Annotated in this window: 18 protein-coding genes, 2 tRNA genes and 3 other RNA genes; 12 read left to right on the top strand and 11 right to left on the bottom strand. The window is 56.6% G+C overall.

The window, feature by feature from the left end; genetic code table 11:
• Window position 1: 1 nt before the first annotated feature.
• The gene (gene tdk, locus CWM58_RS06275; RefSeq protein WP_061156354.1) at window positions 2–619 is read right to left on the bottom strand and encodes a thymidine kinase; all 618 of its coding nucleotides are present in this window, start codon (window positions 617–619) and stop codon (window positions 2–4) included.
• Window positions 620–626: 7 nt separating this feature from the next.
• Between tdk and CWM58_RS28415 the strand changes: the two genes are divergently transcribed.
• Together CWM58_RS28415 and hns are read left to right on the top strand one after the other, a co-directional pair.
• Window positions 627–758: a hypothetical protein gene (locus CWM58_RS28415; RefSeq protein ID WP_165785134.1), complete on the top strand. Its 132-nt coding sequence runs from the start codon at window positions 627–629 to the stop codon at window positions 756–758.
• Between the two features lie 421 nt (window positions 759–1,179).
• Complete coding sequence (hns, locus tag CWM58_RS06280; RefSeq protein ID WP_002910103.1) at window positions 1,180–1,587, top strand: histone-like nucleoid-structuring protein H-NS; 408 nt, start codon at window positions 1,180–1,182, stop codon at window positions 1,585–1,587.
• 123 nt (window positions 1,588–1,710) lie between these two features.
• Here hns and galU read toward each other — a convergent pair whose 3' ends face one another.
• From galU to rssA, 3 genes are all read right to left on the bottom strand, one after another.
• Window positions 1,711–2,613 (bottom strand): UTP--glucose-1-phosphate uridylyltransferase GalU, encoded by a 903-nt coding sequence (galU, locus tag CWM58_RS06285; protein WP_061154205.1) that lies wholly within the window; start codon window positions 2,611–2,613, stop codon window positions 1,711–1,713.
• A 197-nt stretch (window positions 2,614–2,810) separates the two neighbouring features.
• Entirely contained in the window at window positions 2,811–3,824 is a 1,014-nt protein-coding gene (gene rssB, locus CWM58_RS06290) for a two-component system response regulator RssB (protein WP_061154204.1), read from the bottom strand.
• A gap of 89 nt (window positions 3,825–3,913) precedes the next feature.
• Window positions 3,914–4,816, bottom strand: coding sequence for a patatin-like phospholipase RssA (gene rssA / locus CWM58_RS06295; protein ID WP_061154203.1), 903 nt, complete (start codon window positions 4,814–4,816; stop codon window positions 3,914–3,916).
• Window positions 4,817–4,928: 112 nt separating this feature from the next.
• Here rssA and CWM58_RS06300 point away from each other — a divergent pair, with 112 nt between their 5' ends.
• The 7 genes from CWM58_RS06300 (at window position 4,929) to CWM58_RS06330 (ending at window position 7,192) form a co-directional block, all read left to right on the top strand.
• The gene (locus CWM58_RS06300; protein WP_133122413.1) at window positions 4,929–5,387 is read left to right on the top strand and encodes a YchJ family protein; all 459 of its coding nucleotides are present in this window, start codon (window positions 4,929–4,931) and stop codon (window positions 5,385–5,387) included.
• Window positions 5,388–5,429: 42 nt separating this feature from the next.
• On the top strand, window positions 5,430–6,272 hold the full coding sequence (purU, locus tag CWM58_RS06305) for a formyltetrahydrofolate deformylase (protein ID WP_061154201.1): 843 nt from the start codon (window positions 5,430–5,432) through the stop codon (window positions 6,270–6,272).
• Window positions 6,273–6,431: 159 nt separating this feature from the next.
• Window positions 6,432–6,516: transfer RNA gene (locus CWM58_RS06310), tRNA-Tyr, on the top strand.
• Between the two features lie 43 nt (window positions 6,517–6,559).
• Window positions 6,560–6,692: non-coding RNA, RtT sRNA (locus CWM58_RS06315), on the top strand.
• Window positions 6,693–6,731: 39 nt separating this feature from the next.
• Window positions 6,732–6,816: transfer RNA gene (locus CWM58_RS06320), tRNA-Tyr, on the top strand.
• Between the two features lie 43 nt (window positions 6,817–6,859).
• Window positions 6,860–6,991, top strand: a non-coding RNA gene (locus CWM58_RS06325) — RtT sRNA.
• 69 nt (window positions 6,992–7,060) lie between these two features.
• A non-coding RNA gene (locus CWM58_RS06330) (RtT sRNA) lies at window positions 7,061–7,192 on the top strand.
• 183 nt (window positions 7,193–7,375) lie between these two features.
• Here CWM58_RS06330 and CWM58_RS06335 read toward each other — a convergent pair.
• Window positions 7,376–7,819 (bottom strand): Lrp/AsnC family transcriptional regulator, encoded by a 444-nt coding sequence (locus CWM58_RS06335; RefSeq protein WP_100680535.1) that lies wholly within the window; start codon window positions 7,817–7,819, stop codon window positions 7,376–7,378.
• Window positions 7,820–7,926: 107 nt separating this feature from the next.
• Between CWM58_RS06335 and CWM58_RS06340 the strand changes: the two genes are divergently transcribed.
• Window positions 7,927–8,823, top strand: coding sequence for a DMT family transporter (locus tag CWM58_RS06340; protein ID WP_012541354.1), 897 nt, complete (start codon window positions 7,927–7,929; stop codon window positions 8,821–8,823).
• On the opposite strand, the gene narI is transcribed toward CWM58_RS06340, so the two are convergent.
• The 5 genes from narI to CWM58_RS06365 all read right to left on the bottom strand — a co-directional run bounded on the left by narI (window position 8,820) and on the right by CWM58_RS06365 (window position 17,273).
• Window positions 8,820–9,497: a respiratory nitrate reductase subunit gamma gene (narI, locus tag CWM58_RS06345; RefSeq protein WP_002910189.1), complete on the bottom strand. Its 678-nt coding sequence runs from the start codon at window positions 9,495–9,497 to the stop codon at window positions 8,820–8,822. The genes CWM58_RS06340 and narI overlap by 4 nt on opposite strands.
• Window positions 9,497–10,207 carry a nitrate reductase molybdenum cofactor assembly chaperone gene (narJ, locus tag CWM58_RS06350; protein ID WP_100680536.1) on the bottom strand — a complete coding sequence of 237 codons (711 nt, stop codon included), beginning with the start codon at window positions 10,205–10,207 and terminating at the stop codon, window positions 9,497–9,499. The genes narI and narJ overlap by 1 nt, the downstream gene beginning before the upstream one ends.
• Window positions 10,204–11,739, bottom strand: a complete 1,536-nt coding sequence (gene narH / locus CWM58_RS06355) for a nitrate reductase subunit beta (RefSeq protein ID WP_061154198.1) — start codon at window positions 11,737–11,739, stop codon at window positions 10,204–10,206. Before narH ends, narJ begins: the two co-directional genes overlap by 4 nt.
• The gene (locus CWM58_RS06360; protein ID WP_061154197.1) at window positions 11,736–15,479 is read right to left on the bottom strand and encodes a nitrate reductase subunit alpha; all 3,744 of its coding nucleotides are present in this window, start codon (window positions 15,477–15,479) and stop codon (window positions 11,736–11,738) included. The genes narH and CWM58_RS06360 overlap by 4 nt, the downstream gene beginning before the upstream one ends.
• Before the next feature lie 405 nt (window positions 15,480–15,884).
• Window positions 15,885–17,273: a NarK family nitrate/nitrite MFS transporter gene (locus CWM58_RS06365; RefSeq protein ID WP_061154196.1), complete on the bottom strand. Its 1,389-nt coding sequence runs from the start codon at window positions 17,271–17,273 to the stop codon at window positions 15,885–15,887.
• Between the two features lie 311 nt (window positions 17,274–17,584).
• On the opposite strand from CWM58_RS06365, the gene narX reads away from it, so the two are divergent.
• A complete protein-coding gene (gene narX / locus CWM58_RS06370; RefSeq protein ID WP_061154195.1) occupies window positions 17,585–19,363 on the top strand; it encodes a nitrate/nitrite two-component system sensor histidine kinase NarX in 1,779 nt (592 codons plus the stop codon).
• A 10-nt stretch (window positions 19,364–19,373) separates the two neighbouring features.
• Window positions 19,374–20,024: a two-component system response regulator NarL gene (gene narL / locus CWM58_RS06375; protein WP_002910198.1), complete on the top strand. Its 651-nt coding sequence runs from the start codon at window positions 19,374–19,376 to the stop codon at window positions 20,022–20,024.
• Here the strand turns inward: narL and CWM58_RS06380 are convergent.
• On the bottom strand, window positions 20,021–21,403 hold the full coding sequence (locus tag CWM58_RS06380; protein WP_061154194.1) for a YchO/YchP family invasin: 1,383 nt from the start codon (window positions 21,401–21,403) through the stop codon (window positions 20,021–20,023). The two genes, narL and CWM58_RS06380, sit on opposite strands and share 4 nt — an antisense overlap.
• Between the last annotated feature and the right edge of the window lie 82 nt (window positions 21,404–21,485).

Consider the following 21,485-nt stretch of genomic DNA (forward strand, 5'->3'; position numbering starts at 1 on the left):
CTCAGCAGGAGTGACGCTGGTTTTGTACCTGGGTTAAAGAACCCACGCTCAGCGCCTCTTTATAATGCTTACGACAGACGGAGACATACCGCTCATTGCCGCCGATGACGACCTGCTCGCCTTCATTATAAGGTCGCCCCTCTTGATCGAGACGTAGCACCATGCTGGCCTTACGCCCGCAGAAGCAGATGGTTTTCAGCTCCACCAGCTTATCGGACCACGCCAGTAAATACTGGCTTCCGGTAAAGAGCTCGCCGCGAAAATCCGTCCGCAGTCCATAGCAAAGCACCGGAATATCCAGCGTATCGACAACTTCGGACAGCTCATGAACCTGTTCGCGCGTCAGAAACTGGCTTTCGTCCACCAGCACGCAGTGAATCGGCTTGAGCTTGTGCTCTGCCGCAATATCGTTAAAGAGTGACGTCTGCGGATTATACAACCGGGCCGGCGAGGAGAGACCGATACGCGAGCTGACTTTTCCAGCGCCAAAGCGGTCATCTATCTCAGCGGTATAAACGACGGTACGCATCCCCCGCTCCTGGTAATTGTACGAAGATTGCAACAGAGCGGTCGACTTACCTGCATTCATTGCAGAGTAGTAGAAATAAAGTTGTGCCATCGGCTGCGTGACCCCAATCAAAGTGTTTTATCGCGGCGGCGATTGTACCATATTTTATGCGTACAGCCGCCCTTTCAGCAGGGGTATTGTCGCGGCGCTGAAGGGCCTGGAAACAGAAAGGGTTAAGAGGATGAATTGAATTTACAGGGCCATTATTTGTACGCCCCGTTACGCTATCAGCGCGGTAACCATTGTCTTTTCGTGCTTATAGGGCCAGTACCCATGGGCTATAAGCGGTCTTGCGCATTGTTTTATATTAAGGCGCGTAACCAAAAATGCGCTAATACTGACGAGGGTTATTTACCCATGTAAAGGATAATTTTTCTCACCGAACCTCAGAAAAAGCATACGGTCTCAGTGTTTTAGCCAGCCTTCCGCTCATGGCTATAAGGAGGAAAGATGTGAAGCAGCACGAGAATTTTAACTTAAATTAATTAATTCCCGCGACAAATAACCAGTAATTTTGAATTCCTTACATTCTCCCCTATTGCACAACGCATTTTATCGCTCTATTATTACTTCAACAAACCACCCCACAATATAAGTTTGAGATTACTACAATGAGCGAAGCACTTAAAATTTTGAACAACATCCGTACTCTTCGTGCGCAGGCAAGAGAATGCACCCTTGAAACGCTCGAAGAAATGCTGGAAAAATTAGAAGTCGTTGTTAACGAGCGCCGTGAAGAAGAAAACGCCGCCGCGGCAGAAATTGAAGAACGTACGCGTAAGCTGCAGCAATACCGTGAAATGCTGATTGCTGACGGTATTGACCCGAATGAACTGCTGAGCACCATGGCTGCCGTTAAAGCCGGTACCAAAACTAAGCGTGCTGCACGTCCGGCTAAATATAGCTATGTAGACGAAAACGGCGAAACCAAAACCTGGACTGGCCAGGGCCGTACTCCTGCGGTGATCAAAAAAGCAATGGACGAACAAGGTAAATCACTGGACGATTTCCTGATCTAATCTCCGTTGTCGCAATATTAAAAATCCCGCTCCGGCGGGATTTTTTTTGCCCTCAGGCTCGATAAACAAAAACCGGGAGTCGCTGACGCGCTCCCGGTTTCAGGCTTTCAATAGCACTGCGGATTACTTCGTCACCGCGGTTTCCAGCCAGGCTTTAAAATCTTCACCAAGCGTCTTGTGGCGAATGCCATATTCGACAAATGCCTGCATGTAGCCGAGCTTATTGCCGCAGTCATGGCTCTTGCCTTTCATATGATAAGCTTCAACCGTCTCTTTCTCGATCAGCATATCAATTGCGTCAGTCAGCTGAATTTCATCACCGGCGCCCGGAGGGGTCTTCGCCAGCAGCGGCCAAATATCTGCACTGAGGACATAGCGCCCTACTACCGCCAGGTTAGACGGCGCAACGTCAGCTTTTGGCTTCTCGACCACGCCCACCATCGGCACGCTTTCGCCCGGCTTCAGGGATTCACCTTTACAATCGACCACGCCATACGCGGTCACATCCGCGACAGGCTCAACCATAATCTGGCTGGCGCCGGTCTCATCAAAGCGAGAGATCATCTCCGCGAGGTTATCGCGGCTCAGATCGGACTCAAACTCATCCAGAATAACGTCTGGCAGAATAACCGCCACCGGCTCATCACCCACTACCGGATGAGCACAAAGTACCGCGTGGCCAAGGCCTTTCGCCAGGCCCTGGCGAACCTGCATAATTGTCACGTGCGGCGGGCAAATAGACTGCACTTCTTCCAGAAGCTGGCGTTTTACACGTTTTTCCAGCATCGCTTCCAGCTCAAAACTGGTATCGAAATGGTTTTCGATAGAGTTTTTCGACGAGTGCGTTACCAGAACAATTTCAGTAATTCCTGCAGCGATACATTCATTAACAACGTACTGAATTAACGGCTTATCTACCAGCGGCAGCATTTCTTTTGGAATCGCTTTGGTGGCAGGCAGCATCCTGGTGCCTAATCCCGCAACCGGGATAACCGCTTTTCTGACTTTAGAATTAAGGGCAGCCATTGAAATCTCCTGGACTGTTTGTTTTTTAAACTTCTCGTTACAAATAACGTGTCGAGTATATCAGCCAACCGCGTATTCACTGGTCTGAAAAGGTTCCGATAGCCTCGAATTAGGACTTTTACGCATAAAACTGCTCGATGGTACCACCAGTAAAGGGCTACAGGTAATGCCGTCTGCTTAGATATAAACGCAATTGCTCATTCCGCAGACAACATTAAGCGTAAACGCCCTCCGGCCCCCCAAATTTGGCACTGCCATGAGGCGCAGCGCTGGCTAATTTGATTAAGATAGGCATCACCCAGCGTCCCTAAAGGAACGCCATTACTTATCTGAATTTGATGCTCACCGGTATTCAACGTGCCATTGAGGCCTGCTGACACCAGAATTAAATTTTTCAAACCGCTGTGGTAATAACCCACCAGTAAAGGGAACTGACCGGGAAGATTCGCCTGACGCAGCAACTGATTGACCTGTTTTAACAAACTCCCCATTTCAGGTAGCCGTTGCCCCTGATGCGCCAGTTGCTCCTGCAGCAGACTATTGAACAACGCGCGCAGTAATAATGCCGCCAGCACGCCATTATCCCCTGCTCGTGTGACATCCAGACAATAGAAAGCCAAATCATTTTCCGAGAGCGGCGCAATATCGAGCACCAACCCCGGCTTATCCGCCGACACCAGCTGTCGATAATGAATGCGGCAATGCGACATTTCCTGTTGCACTGGAGGTTGCAGCTCCTGCAGCAGCCTCGACGCGGCGGTCGGATTACTGACCAGCGCGTCCCAGTCCTCAAATAAACGCTCTTCCTCTTCCACACGTGAACTAAACATCGCGGGATACAGGCAGGCATAAACGGTTTCACGCAGGCGATCGAAATCTTTCACCGGTTTTAACAGCACATCCTGGACGCCCAGCCGTAACGCTTTGGCAATATCCGCCATGTTTTCGGTGGCGGAAATCATCAGAATCGGCAGCTGCTCGCCGCGGTTACGCAGCGTCTCGACCAGTTCCAGACCGTTCATTCTCGGCATTGAGATGTCGCAAATCATCAGGTCTGGACGCACCTCGGTCATTTTATGCAGGGCATCCATGCCATCTTCCGCCAGCCAGGTTGTTGCTCCCAGCGAGGTCAGCCATCCATGCAAGAGTGAGCGGAAAACGGGTTCGTCTTCAACTATCAGAATCTGTTTCCCCGCCAATGGCTGCGTCATGATATCTCCCCTGGCTGACGATAATTCAATAGTGGCACGCTATTCTCACTATCGCCTGTCAGATTTTACTTAAGTCAGGTACTTGTACGTCAAACCGCTGTACGCACTAAGGGTAATAGTTCATCCATTTTCTTTTCCACGGCCAAATGGCCCGCGGCAATCGCCTCTCCTGCGCGATGGAAGTCGAGCGTCGACACTTGCGGACAGTATGGCTGCAGCAGGATATCCGGCGGGTCACCCGCCATGCGGTTGCGTTTAAGACGGTTCTCCAGAACCTGGATAGACGTGGTCATGATCTCCATCGCCGTCGGCGTCACGGCCGTACGACGGGAGCTCATTTGCGTCAACCGCGCGCGCAGACGAGTATGCCATGGGCCCTCCTTCTCTTCGGCTTCCGGCCGCGGCGTTTCGAGGGAGAATAAATCTTGCTGCATGAGATGGGCATCATGTTGCAGGTCAACGGCAATCACGATATCGGCCCCCATTGCCCGCGTCAGCGACACGGGAACCGGGTTGACCACCGCGCCATCGACCAGCCAGTAACCATTATGCCTTACCGGCGCCATCAATCCTGGCATACTGCAGGAGGCTCGAACGGCTAAGTGCAGGTCGCCTTCAGTAAACCACAGTTCCCGGCCGGTGCTTAAATTGGTCGCGACGGCAGCAAACCGACGTTCGCAGCGTTCGATATCGGTCACCGGCATGATGCGACGGTAATGGTTAAATACCTTTTCACCGCGCAGCAGACCCCCACGTCGCCAGGAGAGGTCCATCAGCTTCAGGACATCCCAGTTGCTAAATGAGCAGATCCATGACTCGAGCGCCGGGAGCCGGTTGCAGGCATACGCCGCCCCTACCAGCGAACCGATAGAGCACCCCGCGACGATATCAATCTCGATACCAGCCTGACGGAGGGCATTGATGACGCCAATGTGCGACCATCCTCGGGCAGCTCCCGCCCCTAACGCCAGACCAATTTTAAGCTTTCTCATTATTACTGATAACTATCCTTCCACTCTGAGCGTGGCAACATTGTCACGGCTCAGTTAACATAAACACCTTTGGCGTTGAAGCGCCGTAACTCTTTCTTCCATGGAGGCAGTCTTGTCGCAATTATGCCCCTGTGGCAGCGCACTGGAGTATAGCTCATGTTGCCAGCGATATCTGTGCGGCGCAGAGCTTGCGCCAGGCCCGTCACAGCTTATGCGCTCCCGCTATAGCGCGTTCGTCATGAAAGACGCCGACTATCTGATTAAAACCTGGCATCCGTCCTGTCAGGCACAGGCGTTTCGCGCCGAACTGGATAAGGGGTTTAGCCAGACCGAGTGGCTTGGCTTAACCCTGTTCGCCAGTGATGAAGGGCGAGCACCACATGAAGGCTTTGTCAGCTTTGTCGCCCGCTTTAATGACAATAACCGTCCGGGCGCCATTATTGAACGTTCCAGATTCTTAAAAGAAAATGGACAGTGGTACTATATCGACGGGACACGACCGCTGATTGGTCGTAATGACCCCTGCCCTTGCGGCTCAGGTAAAAAATTTAAAAAATGCTGCGGCCAGTAACGCTGCCGTAGCGCTAGCAAACACTACAGGATTTTCCTCGCGATGCATTCATTACAACGTAAAGTACTACGCACTATTTGCCCTGATCAGAAAGGCCTCATCGCGCGTATCACCAATATCTGCTACAAGCATGAACTCAACATTGTGCAGAACAATGAATTTGTTGACCACCGTACCGGTCGTTTCTTTATGCGCACCGAACTGGAAGGCATTTTTAACGACGCTATTCTGCTGGCCGATCTCGACAGCGCCCTGCCGGAAGGCTCTATCCGCGAACTGAATCCGGCAGGCCGTCGCCGCGTGGTCATTCTGGTGACGAAAGAGGCGCACTGCCTCGGCGACCTGCTGATGAAAGCCAACTACGGCGGACTGGATGTCGACATCGCCGCGATTATCGGCAACCATGACACGTTGCGCCCGCTGGTAGAGCGCTTTGGTATTCCGTTTGAGCTGGTCAGCCACGAAGGGTTAAGCCGCGAAGAACACGACAAGCAGATGGGAGATGCCATTGCAGCCCACGATCCGGATTACGTGGTACTGGCCAAGTATATGCGCGTCCTCACCCCGGAGTTTGTCGCCCGCTTCCCGAACAAGATCATCAATATTCACCATTCGTTTTTACCGGCGTTTATCGGTGCCCGTCCCTATCATCAGGCCTATGAGCGCGGCGTGAAGATCATTGGCGCCACCGCCCACTACGTGAATGACAATCTGGATGAAGGCCCAATCATCATGCAGGACGTGATTCACGTCGATCATACCTATACCGCAGAAGATATGATGCGCGCTGGGCGCGATGTTGAGAAAAACGTCTTGAGCCGGGCGCTGTATCAGGTACTGGCGCAGCGCGTCTTCGTTTACGGTAACCGGACGATTATTCTTTAATCGACTGAGAAATGAATTGGTTAGCTTTACGGCGTTACGCGTAAAAATCAGGCAACCAGTTTATTTTTGTCAAACGAATGCTTTACAGGGGCGCATCATTTGGTATGATGCGCCCCGCTTCCCGAGAAGGAAGCGGGCCAGTACAAAGCATTACCCCGTGGTGGGGTTCCCGAGCGGCCAAAGGGAGCAGACTGTAAATCTGCCGTCATCGACTTCGAAGGTTCGAATCCTTCCCCCACCACCATTATTCACTACAGTGATATGGTTTCCCCGACAAGCGTAAACGATGTTTGCACTTAGCGGGAAGGGTAAGAACCTTCGACTAAGGTTCGACTCGAGTGCCAGCGAGAGAACGTTGCCACAGGCAACGGCCCGAAGGGCGAGGAGCGATAGCGACGAGTTATCCTTCCCCCACCACCATTCATTTTGCTGAATAGCCTACAATGTGATTTTACCCCTGGTGGGGTTCCCGAGCGGCCAAAGGGAGCAGACTGTAAATCTGCCGTCATCGACTTCGAAGGTTCGAATCCTTCCCCCACCACCATCTCCCCATGTCATGTCCAGCTTAATCTACCTACGATATTCTATATTCTGCCCTACGGGGAAGGATGAGAAGCTTCGACTAAGGTTCGACTCAAGCGTAGCGAGAGAACGTTGCCGCAGGCAACGGCCCGAAGGGCGAGGAGCGATAGCGACGAGTTATCCTTCCCCCACTACTGTTGCACTCTCTTCAGCCACCTGTGCTGCTATCTCCTCGCTCGCGCTTCGCTTAGCGAGGCTACACGCTATATTCTACTCCACGGGGAAGGATGAGAAGCTTTGACCAAGGTTCGACTCGAGCGTAGCGAGAGAACGTTGCCGCAGGCAACGGCCCGAAGGGCGAGGCGCTTTAGCGCCGAGTTATCCTTCCCCCACCATTCTCGCGCTCTCTGCAACCACCTGTACTGCTATCTCCTCGCTCGCGCTTCGCTTAGCGAGGCTACACGCTATATTCTGCCCTACGGGTTGTACTGCTACCTCCTCGCTCGCGCTTCGCTTAGCGAGGCTACAGGTGGTGCCGTTTGGTAGCCCGGACAGGTGCGCAGCACCGTCTCCGGGAAAACTCACAGCGGTGGCAACCGCCTTTTTACCGGCGAGCTTTTCACCACCGAGGTGTTACACTGCGCATACTCGGCCAGACCGTCCAGCAGGGTATCCAGCTGGGCAATATCGCGCACCACGAGGCGCATCACGAAACAATCTTCCCCGGTCACTTTGTCACTTTCAATGCATTCCGGCATCGCCTGGATATATTTATCCACCTTCTGCAGCAGCCCAGGCAGCGGCCGGACCCGCACCAGCGCCTGCAGGCTGTAGCCCAGCGCGGCGAGATTCACCCGCGCCCCATAGCCCTGAATGACGCCCCGCTCCTCCAGGCGCTTCACCCGCTCGGCCGTGCTCGGCGAGGTCAGCCCCACTCGCGCGCTCAATACCTTTAGCGAGACTCTGGCATCCTGAGTCAGGCAAGTGAGGATCGCCCGGTCAATTTCATCAAGTGCGTCATTCATGTTTTTCACCTAATTATAAAAGGCATTCGCCTCTTTCTACCTTAATTCAGCCATATCACCCTGTCAGGGTTTTTCGCACAATAACTGAAAAATTGTGGAGGTGAAAAATGCAACTTACCCGCGGCGTCTGGCAAATGAGCCTGGCAATGATAATCTCCGGCTCGATCGGCGCGTTCGTGCTGCTCTCTGGTTTGCCGGTGATGGATGTGGTGTTCTGGCGCTGCCTGATTGGCGCGCTAACCTTGCTGGTGTTTATCGTGTTAAGCGGCCAGCCCTTCAGCCGGCTAACGCGTTTCACTCTCGCTCTGGCGGTGATTGGCGGCGCGGCGCTGGTCGTCAACTGGCTGCTGCTGTTTGCCGCCTATTCGCGGATCTCAATCGGTATGGCCACCGTGGTCTATAACACCCAGCCGTTTATGCTGGTACTGATGGGGATGGTGCTGGGGGAACGGGTCAGCGCCGTGAAATGGGGATGGCTACTGCTGGCCTTTGGCGGCGTAGTGATCCTGTTGTCAAGCGAGCTGACGTCCGCGCATGGAGAGGGGCTCACTACCGGCGTTTTGCTGGCGCTGGGCGCGGCATTCTTCTATGCCCTGACCGCCATCATCGCGCGCAAATTGCATCCGCTCCCCGCACAGCATATCGCCTTCATTCAGGTGCTCGTTGGCGTCGTGATGCTGCTGCCGCTGGTGCATGCCCCCGAATGGACGGCCAGCTTCCCCTGGCGCTATCTGCTGATCCTCGGCATCGTCCATACCGGGATCATGTATCAGCTTTTATATAGCGCGATACAGAAACTGCCGACGCCCATTACCGGTTCGCTCTCCTTTATTTATCCGCTGGTGGCAATGGTGGTCGACTATCTGGTCTTCCACCATGCGTTGACCCCTGTGCAGTTGATTGGCGGGATGCTTATTCTGTTTGCCGCCGCAGGGAATAACCTCGGCTGGGGCGAAAAAAAACCCCGCCGCGGCGGGGTCAGTGAGCAGTCGCGGGCCAGTTAGCGACGGGCGCGGACAATCTGGTATTTGCGCGTCAGGTATTCGACCGGCGCGCTCCAGATATGAACCAGACGGGAGAACGGGAACAGCAGGAACAGCGTCATCCCCAGCACCAGGTGAACGCGGAAAATAAACGCCACGCCATCCAGATGCTGTGATGCACCGCCGTGGAACGTCACCACCGACTGCGCCCAGCCAACCAGCTTCATCATTTCACTGCCGTCCATATGCTGGGCTGAGAATGGGATCGTCAGCAGGCCGAGCGCACACTGCACCATCAGCAACGAAAGGATCAGAATATCCGCTCCGGTGGTGGTGGCGCGAACGCGCGGGCTGAGCAGACGACGCTTGAGCAGCAGTAACCCGCCCACCAGGGTCATCACGCCGCAGGCGCCGCCGGCGATCATCGCCATCTTCTGCTTGACGTCGATCGGCAGAAAGGACTCATACATCCAGTGCGGGGTCAGCATGCCGAGGAAGTGGCCGGCGAAAATACCCAGGATGCCGATATGGAACAGGTTCGACGCCAGGTTCATCCCCTTACGGTCCAGCATCTGGCTGGAGGCGGCGCGCCAGGTGTACTGGCCATAGTCATAGCGCAGCCAGCTGCCGATCAGAAACACCGAGCCCGCAATGTACGGATAAATGTCAAAGAAGAACATATTCAGGAAGTGCATTATTGCTGTCCTCCGTTAGAGATATTCAGATATTGCGGGGCCACGGCTCCGGCAAAACGACGCTGGTGAGCGGAGATCTCCGACTCGCCGCAGCCCTGGTCGGCAAAGAATTTGACCTGTTCTTCTTCCCAGACCGCGTCCAGCGCCTGCGGCGTATCGTCGCGCGCCTCGTCGGCAATCTTCTCCGCCACCTTCTGACTGTCGACCTGGGTATTGGCCAGCTTCAGCAACAGCTCGAACAGCACCGCATAGCGACTATCGCGCTGCTGCAGGCGTGCGCTGAGCAAGCCGAGGATCGGCGCAACGTCCCGCAGGCCGCGAAGTGCTTCCTCTTCCGGCAGTTGCGCCAGATACTCCAGATACAGCGGCAGGTGATCCGGCAGCTCATGGCTATCCAGCAGCAGTCCGTGGCGCTCATACTGCGCCATCAGGTCCACCATCGCCTGCCCGCGGTCGCGGGATTCGCCGTGCACGTGTTCAAACAGCAGCAGCGAGGTAGCGCGGCCGCGGTCAAACAGTTCGCTATACGCCGACTGGGCGTCCAGCGGATCCTGAGCCACTAAATCGCGCAGGAAAACGCCCAGCGCGTGGGCATCCTCTTTGCTGAGTTTCTCTGATGACGCGAGCGCCTCGAACATCTCTTGCTGATGCTGCCATAAGGCAGCGTCAGGGTATTCGAGCAGACGCGACATAATCACGAGTTCAATCATGCGTGCGGCTCCGTTTTGCTGGTGACGTCAATCGCGTCGATACGACGGCTGTTGAACAGGTTGAACTGGCTATCAGAGCCGTGGCAACCATCGCCGAAGGTAAAGCCGCAGCCGCTCTTCTCCGGGAAGGCATCGCGAGCCTGTTCACGATGGCTGCTCGGCACCACGAAACGATCTTCGTAGTTAGCGATGGCCAGATAGCGGTACATCTCCTGGGCCTGCGCTTCGCTCAGCCCCACCTCTTCCAGCGCGCGGGTATCGACGACGCCGTCAACGGTTTCCGCACGCTTATAGTGGCGCATCGCCAGCATGCGTTTCAGGGCCAGCAGGACCGGCTGGGTATCGCCCGCGGTCAGCAGGTTCGCCAGGTATTGCACCGGAATACGCAGGCTTTCCACGTCCGGCAGGATCCCGTTGCTACCCAGTTCACCGGCATCGGCGGCGGACTGAATCGGCGACAGAGGCGGCACGTACCAGACCATTGGCAAGGTGCGATATTCTGGGTGCAGCGGCAGGGCCAGCTTCCAGTCCATCGCCATTTTGTAGACCGGCGACTGCTGCGCGGCCTCAATAACGCCCTGCGGAACGCCATCTTTTAACGCCTGTTCAATCACTTTCGGATCGTTTGGATCGAGGAATACGTCCAGCTGGCGCTGATACAGATCTTTCTCGTTCTCGGTGCTGGCGGCGTTTTCAATCGCGTCCGCGTCGTACAGCAGGACCCCGAGATAGCGGATACGGCCCACGCAGGTTTCGGAGCACACCGTCGGCATTCCGGATTCAATACGCGGGTAGCAGAAGATGCACTTCTCGGACTTCCCGCTCTTCCAGTTGAAGTAGATCTTCTTGTACGGGCAACCGGTGATACACATCCGCCAGCCGCGGCACTTGTCCTGGTCGATCAGCACGATGCCGTCTTCTTCACGCTTATAGATGGCGCCACTCGGGCAGGTCGCAACGCAGGCCGGGTTCAGGCAGTGCTCGCACAAGCGCGGCAGATACATCATGAAGGTGTTTTCGAACTGACCGTACATCGCCTTCTGCATGTTGTCGAAGTTCTGATCTTTGGCGCGTTTTTCGAACTCGCCGCCGAGGATCTCTTCCCAGTTCGGACCGCTGGTGATCTTGTCCATCCTCTGGCCGGTGATCAGCGAGCGCGGGCGGGCGATCGGCTGATGTTTGCTTTCCGGCGCGTTATGCAGATTCTGGTAGTCATAGTCAAACGGCTCGTAGTAATCATCGATCCCCGGCAGATGTGGGTTGGCGAAGATTTTACCCAGCAGCATCGCGCGGTTGCCCATGCGCGGCTGCAGTTTACCGTTGATTTTGCGGATCCAGCCGCCCTTCCATTTTTCCTGGTTTTCCCAGTCGTTCGGGAAGCCAACGCCAGGTTTGCTCTCCACGTTGTTGAACCAGGCGTATTCCATCCCTTCCCGGCTGGTCCAGACGTTTTTACAGGTCACCGAACAGGTATGGCAGCCGATGCACTTATCGAGATTCAGCACCATGCCGACTTGTGAACGAATTTTCATTTTACGCTCTCCTGTACCTGGTCGTTGCCTTCGCCGTCTAACCAGTTAATGTTCTTCATCTTACGTACCACTACAAACTCATCGCGGTTGGAGCCGACGGTACCGTAGTAGTTAAAGCCATAGGCCAGGTGGCCGTAGCCGCCGATCATGTGGGTCGGTTTTGGCGTAATACGGGTGACGGAGTTGTGGATCCCGCCGCGCTGACCGGTGATTTCAGAGCCCGGCAGGTTCACGATGCGTTCCTGGGCGTGATACATCATGGTCATCCCGGCCGGTACACGCTGGCTCACCACCGCGCGCGCCGTCAGGGCGCCGTTGGCGTTAAACACTTCGATCCAGTCGTTATCTTCGATACCCAGATCTTTCGCATCCGCTTCGCTCATCCAGACAATCGGCCCGCCGCGCGACAGGGTCAGCATCAGCAGGTTATCGCTGTAGGTCGAGTGGATACCCCATTTCTGGTGCGGGGTCAGGAAGTTCAGCGCCTTCTCCGGGTTGCCGTTGGACTTCTCGCCCATCACCGCTTTCACCGAACGGGTGTCGATCGGCGGACGATAGACCAGCAGGCTTTCGCCAAAGTCGCGCATCCACTGATGATCCTGATACAGCGACTGACGGCCGGACAGCGTACGCCAGGGGATCAGCTCGTGAACGTTGGTGTAGCCGGCGTTATAGGAGACATGCTCGTCTTCCAGTCCAGACCAGGTCGGGCTGGAGATAATCTTCCGCGGCTGCGCCTGAATGTCGCGGAAGCGGATCTTCTCATCTTCTTTGTTCAGCGCCAGGTGCGCGTGCTCGCGACCGGTGATCTCGCTCAGCGCTTTCCACGCCTTCACCGCCACCTGACCGTTGGTCTCCGGCGCCAGGGTGAGGATCATTTCCGCGGCGTCGATGGCCGTTTCCAGCTTCGGCTGGCCTTTCGCCGGGCCTTCCGCCTTGGTGTAGTTGAGCTTACGCAGCAGATCCATCTCGCTCTGGGTGTTCCAGGCGATGCCTTTCCCGCCGTTACCGATGGTTTCCAGCAGCGGGCCGATCGAGGTGAAACGCTCGTAAGTCGCCGGATAATCACGCTCAACCGGAATAATATGCGGCGCGGTTTTCCCTGGGATCAGGTCGCATTCGCCTTTTTTCCAGTCTTTTACGTCAAACGGCTGCGCCATTTCCGCGGCGGAATCGTGTTGAATCGGCAGCGTCACGACGTCGGTTTCTTTGCCGAGGTGGCCGACGCAGACTTCGGAAAATTTCTTCGCAATGCCTTTATAGATATCCCAGTCGCTCTTCGATTCCCAGGCGGGGTCAACGGCGGCAGACAGCGGGTGAATAAACGGATGCATGTCCGAAGTATTCATGTCGTCTTTTTCGTACCAGGTGGCGGTCGGCAGCACGATGTCGGAATAGAGACAGGTGCTCGACAGACGGAAGTCGAGGGTCACCACCAGATCCAGTTTGCCGTCGAGGCCGTTATCCCGCCATTCGACTTCTTCCGGCTTCACGCCGCCCTGCTTGCCAAGGTCTTTGCCCTGAATGCCGTTCTCGGTACCCAGCAGGTACTTGAGCATATACTCATGGCCTTTACCGGAGGAGCCAAGCAGGTTGGAGCGCCAGATAAACAGGTTACGCGGGTGGTTTTTGCCGTTTTCCGGCTGTTCGGCCGCAAAGCGAATCGAGCCCTCTTGCAACGATTTCACGGTGTAATCGACCGGCGTCATGCCGGCTTTCTTCGCTTCGTCAGCGATACGCAGCGGGTTCACCCCTAACTGCGGCGCCGACGGCAGCCAGCCCATGCGCTCTGCGCGCACGTTGAAGTCGATCAGGTGACCGCTGTAACGGGATTTATCCGCCATCGGCGACAGCAGTTCCTGCGCGGTGACGGTTTCATAGCGCCACTGGCTGGAGTGGTTATAGAAGTACGATGTACTGTTCATGTGGCGTGCCGGACGCTGCCAGTCGAGGGCGAACGCCAGCGGCTGCCAGCCGGTCTGCGGACGCAGTTTTTCCTGGCCCACATAGTGCGCCCAACCGCCGCCGCTCTGACCGACGCAGCCGCAGAAGATCAGCATGTTGATCAGGCCGCGGTAGTTCATGTCGAGGTGGAACCAGTGGTTGAGGCCCGCCCCGACGATAATCATCGAGCGACCATGGGTCTTATCGGCGTTATCGGCAAATTCGCGTGCAGTGCGGATGATATGCGCGCGGGAGACACCGGTGATCTTCTCCGCCCAGGCGGGGGTGTAGGCTTTCACTTCATCGTAGCCGGTGGCGCAGTTATCATCGTTCAGACCGCGTTCCAGGCCGTAGTTAGCCATGGTCAGATCGTAAACGGTGGTCACCAGGGCGGTAGAGCCGTCGGCCAGTTGCAGGCGTTTGGCCGGCAGTTTGTGCAGCAGAATATTTTCGAGGTCGACTTTATTGAAGTGCTCAGAACCTTCGCCGCCGAAGTACGGGAAGCCGACGTTGGCGACCTCGTCATGGCTGCCCAGCAGGCTCAGACGCAGCTCGATCTCTTCGCCAGTTTTACCGTCGCGCTGTTCGAGGTTCCATTTGCCTTTGTCGCCCCAGCGGAATCCGAGGGAACCGTTCGGTACGGTCATGTCGCCCTTCTCGTCAAAGGCGACGGTTTTCCATTCCGGATTATTCTCCTGACCAAGGGAATCCACGAGGTCGGCCGCGCGCAGCGTGCGGCCGGCGGCGTAATAACCGTCGCGCTCCTCAAGCATCACCAGCATCGGCATGTCGGTATAGCGGCGCACATAATCGGTGAAGTACTGGCTCGGCTTATCGAGATGGAACTCGCGCAGCATCACATGGCCCATCGCCAGCGCCATCGCGGCATCGGTACCCTGCTTCGGCGCCAGCCACAGATCGCAGAGTTTGGCGATTTCGGCGTAGTCCGGAGTGATCGCCACGGTTTTGGTGCCTTTGTAGCGGACTTCGGTAAAGAAGTGGGCATCCGGGGTACGGGTCTGCGGCACGTTGGACCCCCAGGCGATAATGTAGCTGGAGTTATACCAGTCGGCAGATTCCGGCACATCAGTCTGTTCGCCCCAGGTCATCGGCGAGGCTGGCGGCAGGTCGCAGTACCAGTCGTAGAAGCTCAGGCAGGTGCCGCCGATCAGCGACAGATAACGGGCGCCGGACGCATAGGAAACCATCGACATCGCCGGGATCGGCGAGAAGCCGGCCACGCGGTCCGGACCGTAAGTTTTGACGGTATAAACGTTTGAGGCGGCAATCAGCTCATTCACTTCCTGCCAGGAAGAGCGCACAAAACCGCCGCGACCGCGAGCCTGTTTAAAGCTTTTGGCTTTATCGGCGTCTTCAATAATCGAGGCCCATGCCTCAACCGGATCGCTATGCTGCACTTTCGCTTCCCGCCACATCTTCATCAAACGTTTACGCATCAGCGGGTATTTCAGGCGGTTAGCGCTGTACAGATACCAGGAGTAGCTGGCGCCGCGCGGGCAACCGCGTGGTTCGTGGTTCGGCAGGTCCGGACGGGTGCGCGGGTAGTCAGTCTGCTGCGTTTCCCAGGTCACCAGACCGTTTTTCACATAAATCTTCCAGCTGCATGAGCCGGTGCAGTTGACACCGTGAGTGGAACGCACAATTTTGTCATGCTGCCAACGTTGACGGTATCCATCCTCCCAGTCCCGGTTGGTGTTTAGAAGCTGGCCGTGCCCATCGGCAAAGGTTTCACCCTTCTGTTTGAAGTAGCGAAACCGGTCCAGGAATTTACTCATCGGGTTTCTCCTGATATGGAGCCTGACGGCTCTCTGATAAATCGACATTGCTGGATTTGCAGCGAAGGTAACGCTATGAAAGAGGGCGAGAATTGATGGCGATCAATCCGGACTGGCTTGCTAAAGCGGAGGGAAACTGCAATTACCACCAAGGTGGTAGGAAACTCAATTTTTTAACTTTATGTTTTTTAATGGTTTTTAACGAAAAATGGGTCGCGTGGCTCGGGATTGTTAACAAAGGAGGTATTAAGGGGTAGAGCGGTGACGCTGGCAAGCCGTCCCTTCCCGGCTCAGTGGCCAAAACGAATAAAATCGCCCATTAGTATGTTGTAACTAATTAAGCCAGTAAAAAAAGGCGCCTCCTTCGGGAGTACGCCTTTACGAAGCGACATCGACTATGGCGGATTATTGACGCTTACGGCCGTATACCGCCCAGGTGATCACCACGCAGGCAATATAGAAGACGAGGAAGATTTTCATCGCGCCGGCCGGCGAGCCGGTCAGATCCAGCGAAATGCCGAATGCTTTCGGGATAAAGAAGCCGCCGATGGCGCCTATCGCCGAGATAAAGCCCAGCGCTGCCGCGGTATCGGTCGCCGCCTCGCGCATCGCCTGCGCTTCGCTGCCGCCCTGGGCCTTCACGCGGTCCATGGTCAGCTTACGGAAGATCACGGAGATCATCTGGAAGGTGGAGGCGCTCCCCAGCCCGGCGGTCAGGAACAGCACCATGAACACCGCGAAGAAGGCGATGAAGTTGCCGCCCTGGCCGTTAGTCGGCAGGGTCAGGAACAGCAGCGCGCAGAAGACAGCCATCACCACGAAGTTGACCAGCGTCACGCGAGTCCCGCCGAGACGATCGGAGATCGCCCCGCCCATCGAACGCGCCAGCGCGCCAATAAAGGGGCCGAAGAAGGCGTAGTGCAGGATCTGCACGTCCGGGAACTGGGTTTTCGACAGCATGGCGAAGCCGGCGGAGAATCCGATGAAGGAGCCGAAGGTGGCCAGATAGAGCAGCGCCATGATCCACAGGTGCAGGCGTTTCAGCACCGGCAGCTGTTCGCTCAGCGAGGCTTTAGAAGCCGACAGGTCGTTCATAAAGAACCACGCCGCCAGAGTAAAAATAATCAGGAAAGGTACCCAGATCCACGCGGCGTTTTCCAGATACAGCATTGAGCCGTCCGGCTGCTCGCTGCCGGTCCCGCCAAAAATGGCAAACACAGAGACCGACACCACCAGCGGCGCGACCAGCTGCATCACGCTGACGCCCATATTACCGAGGCCGCCGTTGACGCCGAGCGCCCCGCCCTGCTTCGCTTTCGGGAAGAAGAAGCTGATGTTGGCCATACTGGAGGCAAAGTTGGCCCCGGCGAAGCCGCACAGCAGCGAGATAATCACGAAGACGCTAAACGGCGTGGAAGTATCCTGGACCGCAAAGCCCAGCCAGACGCACGGAATAATCATGATCCCGGTGCTGAACGCCGTCCAGCGACGGCCGCCGAACAGCGGCACCATAAAGGCGTAAGGCACGCGCAATAAGGCGCCAGACAGCGCCGGCAGCGCGGTCAGCATAAACAGCTGATCGGTCGTAAACTGAAAGCCCACTTTGTTGAGATTAACGGCGACGGCGCTGAACAGCATCCACACGCAGAACGCCAGTAACAGACAGGGAACGGAGATCCATAGATTACGGCTCGCCACACGGTGACCGCGCTGTTGCCAGAATTCAGGATCTTCAGGGCGCCAGTCGGTAATGACCGAGCGGTTAGCCTTCTCCGGTAGGGAAGATTGACTCATAGATACCTCTGATTATTCATATTTCCTGCCGCTACCTTAGGGGTTGCCCGGGGCGGTAAGTTGATATAAATCAAAGGAAAAGCGCGCACTAATTTGTGCAAAAATAAACCATGCTCCGAAGTGAGTAGAGAATGGTGAGGAAAAAAGTGTGGTTTTTCACGCGGCTGCCGGGTTGCGTATAACCCCACCCCCAATAGCGCCTACCACCGACAATTAAGGAGTAACTCTTTAGGGGTATGGGTATACTCCAGGGGATAGCCGAGAATAAGCGCCACTCCCGGAGAGATCACCGGTCAGGAGCCACGCATTCCATGTTAAAACGTCTTTTTACTCCGCTGACGCTGGTCAATCAACTGGCGTTAATCGTGCTGCTCGCCACCATTATTGGCGTCGCCGGCATGGCGATCTCCGCGCGCCTGGTGAACGGCGTCCAGGGCAGCGCCCACGCGATTAACAAGGCCGGTTCATTGCGTATGCAAAGCTACCGGCTGCTGGCGGCGATCCCGCTGAATGAAAACGATCAAAAGCTGGTGGCGGACATGACTGCCACCGTCTTCAGCCCCGAGCTGCAAAATTCCGCCCGCCGCGACGGCCAGGAACAACAGTTAAAAGCGCTGCAGCAATACTGGCAGCAGGCACTGGCCCCCGGCATGCAGCGTGCGGTTAACCAGGCGGAAGTGGCCCAGGATGTCGCCGACTTTGTCGATCGTATCGACCAGCTGGTCACGGCATTCGACCACACCACCGAGCAGCGTATCGAGCGGGTAGTCTGGATCCATCGCATCCTCGCCATTGGTATGGCGCTGCTGCTGATTTTTACCATCATCTGGTTACGCGCCCGCCTGCTGCGGCCGTGGAAACAGCTGCTGGGCATGGCGCGGGCGGTCAGCCAGCGCGATTTCACCCAGCGGGCGCACATCAGCGGGCGTAACGAAATGGCGACCCTCGGCATGGCGCTGAATAACATGTCGGAAGAGCTGGCGGAAAGCTACGCCGTGCTCGAGCGGCGGGTGCAGGAGAAGACCGCCGGACTGGAACAGAAGAACGAGATCCTCGCTTTCTTATGGCAGGCCAATCGTCGGCTGCATTCCAGCGCCCCGCTCTGCGAGCGGATTTCACCGGTACTGAATGGCCTGCAGGGGCTGACGCTGCTGCGCGATATCGAGGTACGGGTTTACGACCTGGAAGACGAAGATAATCACCAGGAGTTTACCTGCCACTCGGATTATGAATGTGATGATAAAGGCTGCTACCTCTGCCCACGCAATCTGCCGCCGCTGCCGGATGGCGGAACAACGCTGAAGTGGCGGCTGTCGGATGCGCATAATCAGTACGGCATTCTGCTGGCGACGCTGCCGGTTGGCCGCCATCTCAGCCACGATCAGCAGCAACTGGTGGATACCCTGGTGGAACAACTGACCAGTACCCTGGCGCTGGACCGCCATCAGGAGAAACAGCAGCAGCTGATCGTCATGGAAGAGCGGGCTACTATCGCCCGCGAGCTGCACGACTCCATCGCCCAGTCGCTGTCCTGTATGAAGATGCAGGTCAGCTGTCTGCAGATGCAGGGCGACGCCTTACCGGCGGAGAGCCGCCAGCTGCTGGGGCAGATACGCAACGAGCTGAATACCTCCTGGGCCCAGCTGCGGGAGCTGTTAACCACCTTCCGCCTGCAGCTGACCGAGCCGGGCCTGCGCCCGGCGCTGGAGGCCAGCTGTCAGGAGTACAGCGCCCACTTCGGCTTTACGGTACAGCTTGATTATCAGCTTCCGCCGCGCTTTGTACCGTCGCATCAGGCCATTCACCTGCTGCAGATCGCCCGCGAAGCGTTAAGCAACGCCCTGAAGCATGCCAGCGCGACCAAAGTAACCGTGACGGTGTCACAACGCGATAATCAGGTCCGTCTGGTGGTGGCGGATAACGGCCGCGGCGTGCCGGATCACGCCGAGCGGAGTAACCATTACGGTTTAATTATTATGCGGGATCGCGCCCAGAGCTTGCGCGGTGACTGTCAGGTACGACGCCGGGAAACCGGTGGAACCGAAGTGATCGTCACGTTTATCCCGGAAAAAACGTTTTCCATCCAATAAGGAGACCCCCATGAGTCAACAGGAACGGGCAACCATCCTTCTCATTGACGACCATCCGATGCTGCGCACCGGCGTAAAACAATTGATCAGCATGGCACCAGACATCCAGGTGATTGGCGAGGCCAGCAATGGTGCGCAAGGTATCGAGCTGGCGGAGTCGCTGGATCCGGACCTGATCCTGCTCGACCTCAATATGCCGGGCATGAATGGCCTGGAAACGCTGGACAAACTGCGTGAGAAATCGCTTTCTGGCCGGGTGGTGGTCTTCAGCGTCTCCAACCATGAAGAGGACGTTGTCACCGCCCTGAAGCGCGGCGCCGATGGCTATCTGCTGAAAGATATGGAGCCGGAAGATCTGCTGAAAGCCCTGCAGCAGGCCGCCGCCGGAGAGATGGTGTTAAGCGAAGCGTTAACCCCGGTGCTGGCCGCCAGCCTGCGCGCCAACCGCGCCACCTCCGATCGCGACATCAGCCAGTTGACCCCGCGCGAGCGCGACATCCTCAAGCTGATCGCCCAAGGACTGCCGAACAAAATGATCGCCCGTCGCCTGGATATCACCGAAAGCACCGTCAAAGTACACGTGAAGCACATGCTGAAGAAAATGAAGCTCAAATCCCGGGTGGAAGCCGCGGTATGGGTCCACCAGGAGCGAATTTTCTAAGGCGAGTCCGTCCAGGAGACGCCAGGCGTGGTGAACTTGACCAGCGGCTCGGTCAGCGCCAGAGCGATCTCATTGGAGGAGACGCGCTGCCCCTGTTTATCCTCCACCACCACCGACAGGCGCCAGCGGTTCGCGGCGCCCGGTTCACTGTTCCACACCGGCATGATCACGCTCCAGCCATCCGGGCTGGCGCCATCCACCGGCGGCGTCAGGCTAAGCGCCTGGGTGTCACCCTGCCAGTGCAGCGCCTTGATACCGTGCAGGCTATGGATCTGCAGCTTCAGTTGCACCGTCTCTCCGGACTGCAGATCCCAGGGCGGCGTGGCCAGATAGACTGTCAGATTTTTGCGCTGACGATACTCCACCACCGGCAGATTATCCCGCTCCGGACTATCGAAGCGGCTCCCGCGCAGCGAATTGCTGATCGCTACCTCGTCAGCGGCCAGCTGCTGCTTAAGGGGTACGCCGAAGCGGTAGTTTAGCTTCAGGCCCACATTGTTCTGGCTGACGCCATTTTCCCCCTGCTTATGCTTAGCGGTAACGGTGACCAGCGGGACCGGGGTGTAATTGAGCCCAACGGAGACGGCCACCGGATTATGGTAGCCGGTGCCGGTGTGAAAAAGATCGACGCTATCGCCGAAGTACTGTTCGACGCTGACGCTGGTATTAATGTGCTGGTAGAACGGTAGCCGCGCCTGGGCGGTGACGTCATACCCCGCGGCCATCCGCTGCTCCTGAGTCTGATTATCGCGCAGTTGCCAGTCGCCCAGCGGATGGTAGTAGTTTGCCGACAGCCGGAGATATTCTCCCCACGCCTCCGCGCCGACGCTGCCGCGCGCCAGGCTTTCGCTCAGCACTTTGTCGTAAAACGAGTTATAGCCCAGCAGCCAGCCACCGACCCGCCAGCGCTGGCCAAGTCCAATGTTGCCCACCAGATCGTTCTCGCGCCGGGTCACCGAATACTGGTTCCAGGTCAGGTAACGGTCGTTATCCTGCAACGGCACAAACCAGCTCCCTTTACTGCCGGTGAACTTACCCTCTTTATCGACCAGCAGGTCGACATTGGCGTTGCCCCATGGTGACAGCCAGCTCTCCAGCTCATGGCTCACTTCATTGCCGATTTTGCTGATGGCGAACAGCTGCGCCTGCTCGCCCGCCGTCAGTCCGTTATCGCTCATGCTGGCCTCGCCAAACTTCTTCGCCACTTCGGCAAAGTGCCGGGCGTCGTCATCGACCTGGGGAGCAATCCCCATATCGGGCAGCGGATCTTGCGCTTGTGTGGGGCGAGTGGTGTCGCTGGCGGTCAGCGCCCAGACGGGAACGCCCGGCAGCAGCAGGAGACAGGTCAACGTTGGCAACAAACGGAAGGACACAGGCATCAACAGATTTTGAGCAGGCTCACAAAAATGGGAAGAAGTGTTAGTTTATCGTTTTTTCCCTGCTCCCGCAGCCCTGTGGGCA

The sequence above is a fragment of the Klebsiella sp. H-Nf2 genome (genome assembly GCF_002806645.1).
Lineage (GTDB): Bacteria > Pseudomonadota > Gammaproteobacteria > Enterobacterales > Enterobacteriaceae > Klebsiella > Klebsiella variicola.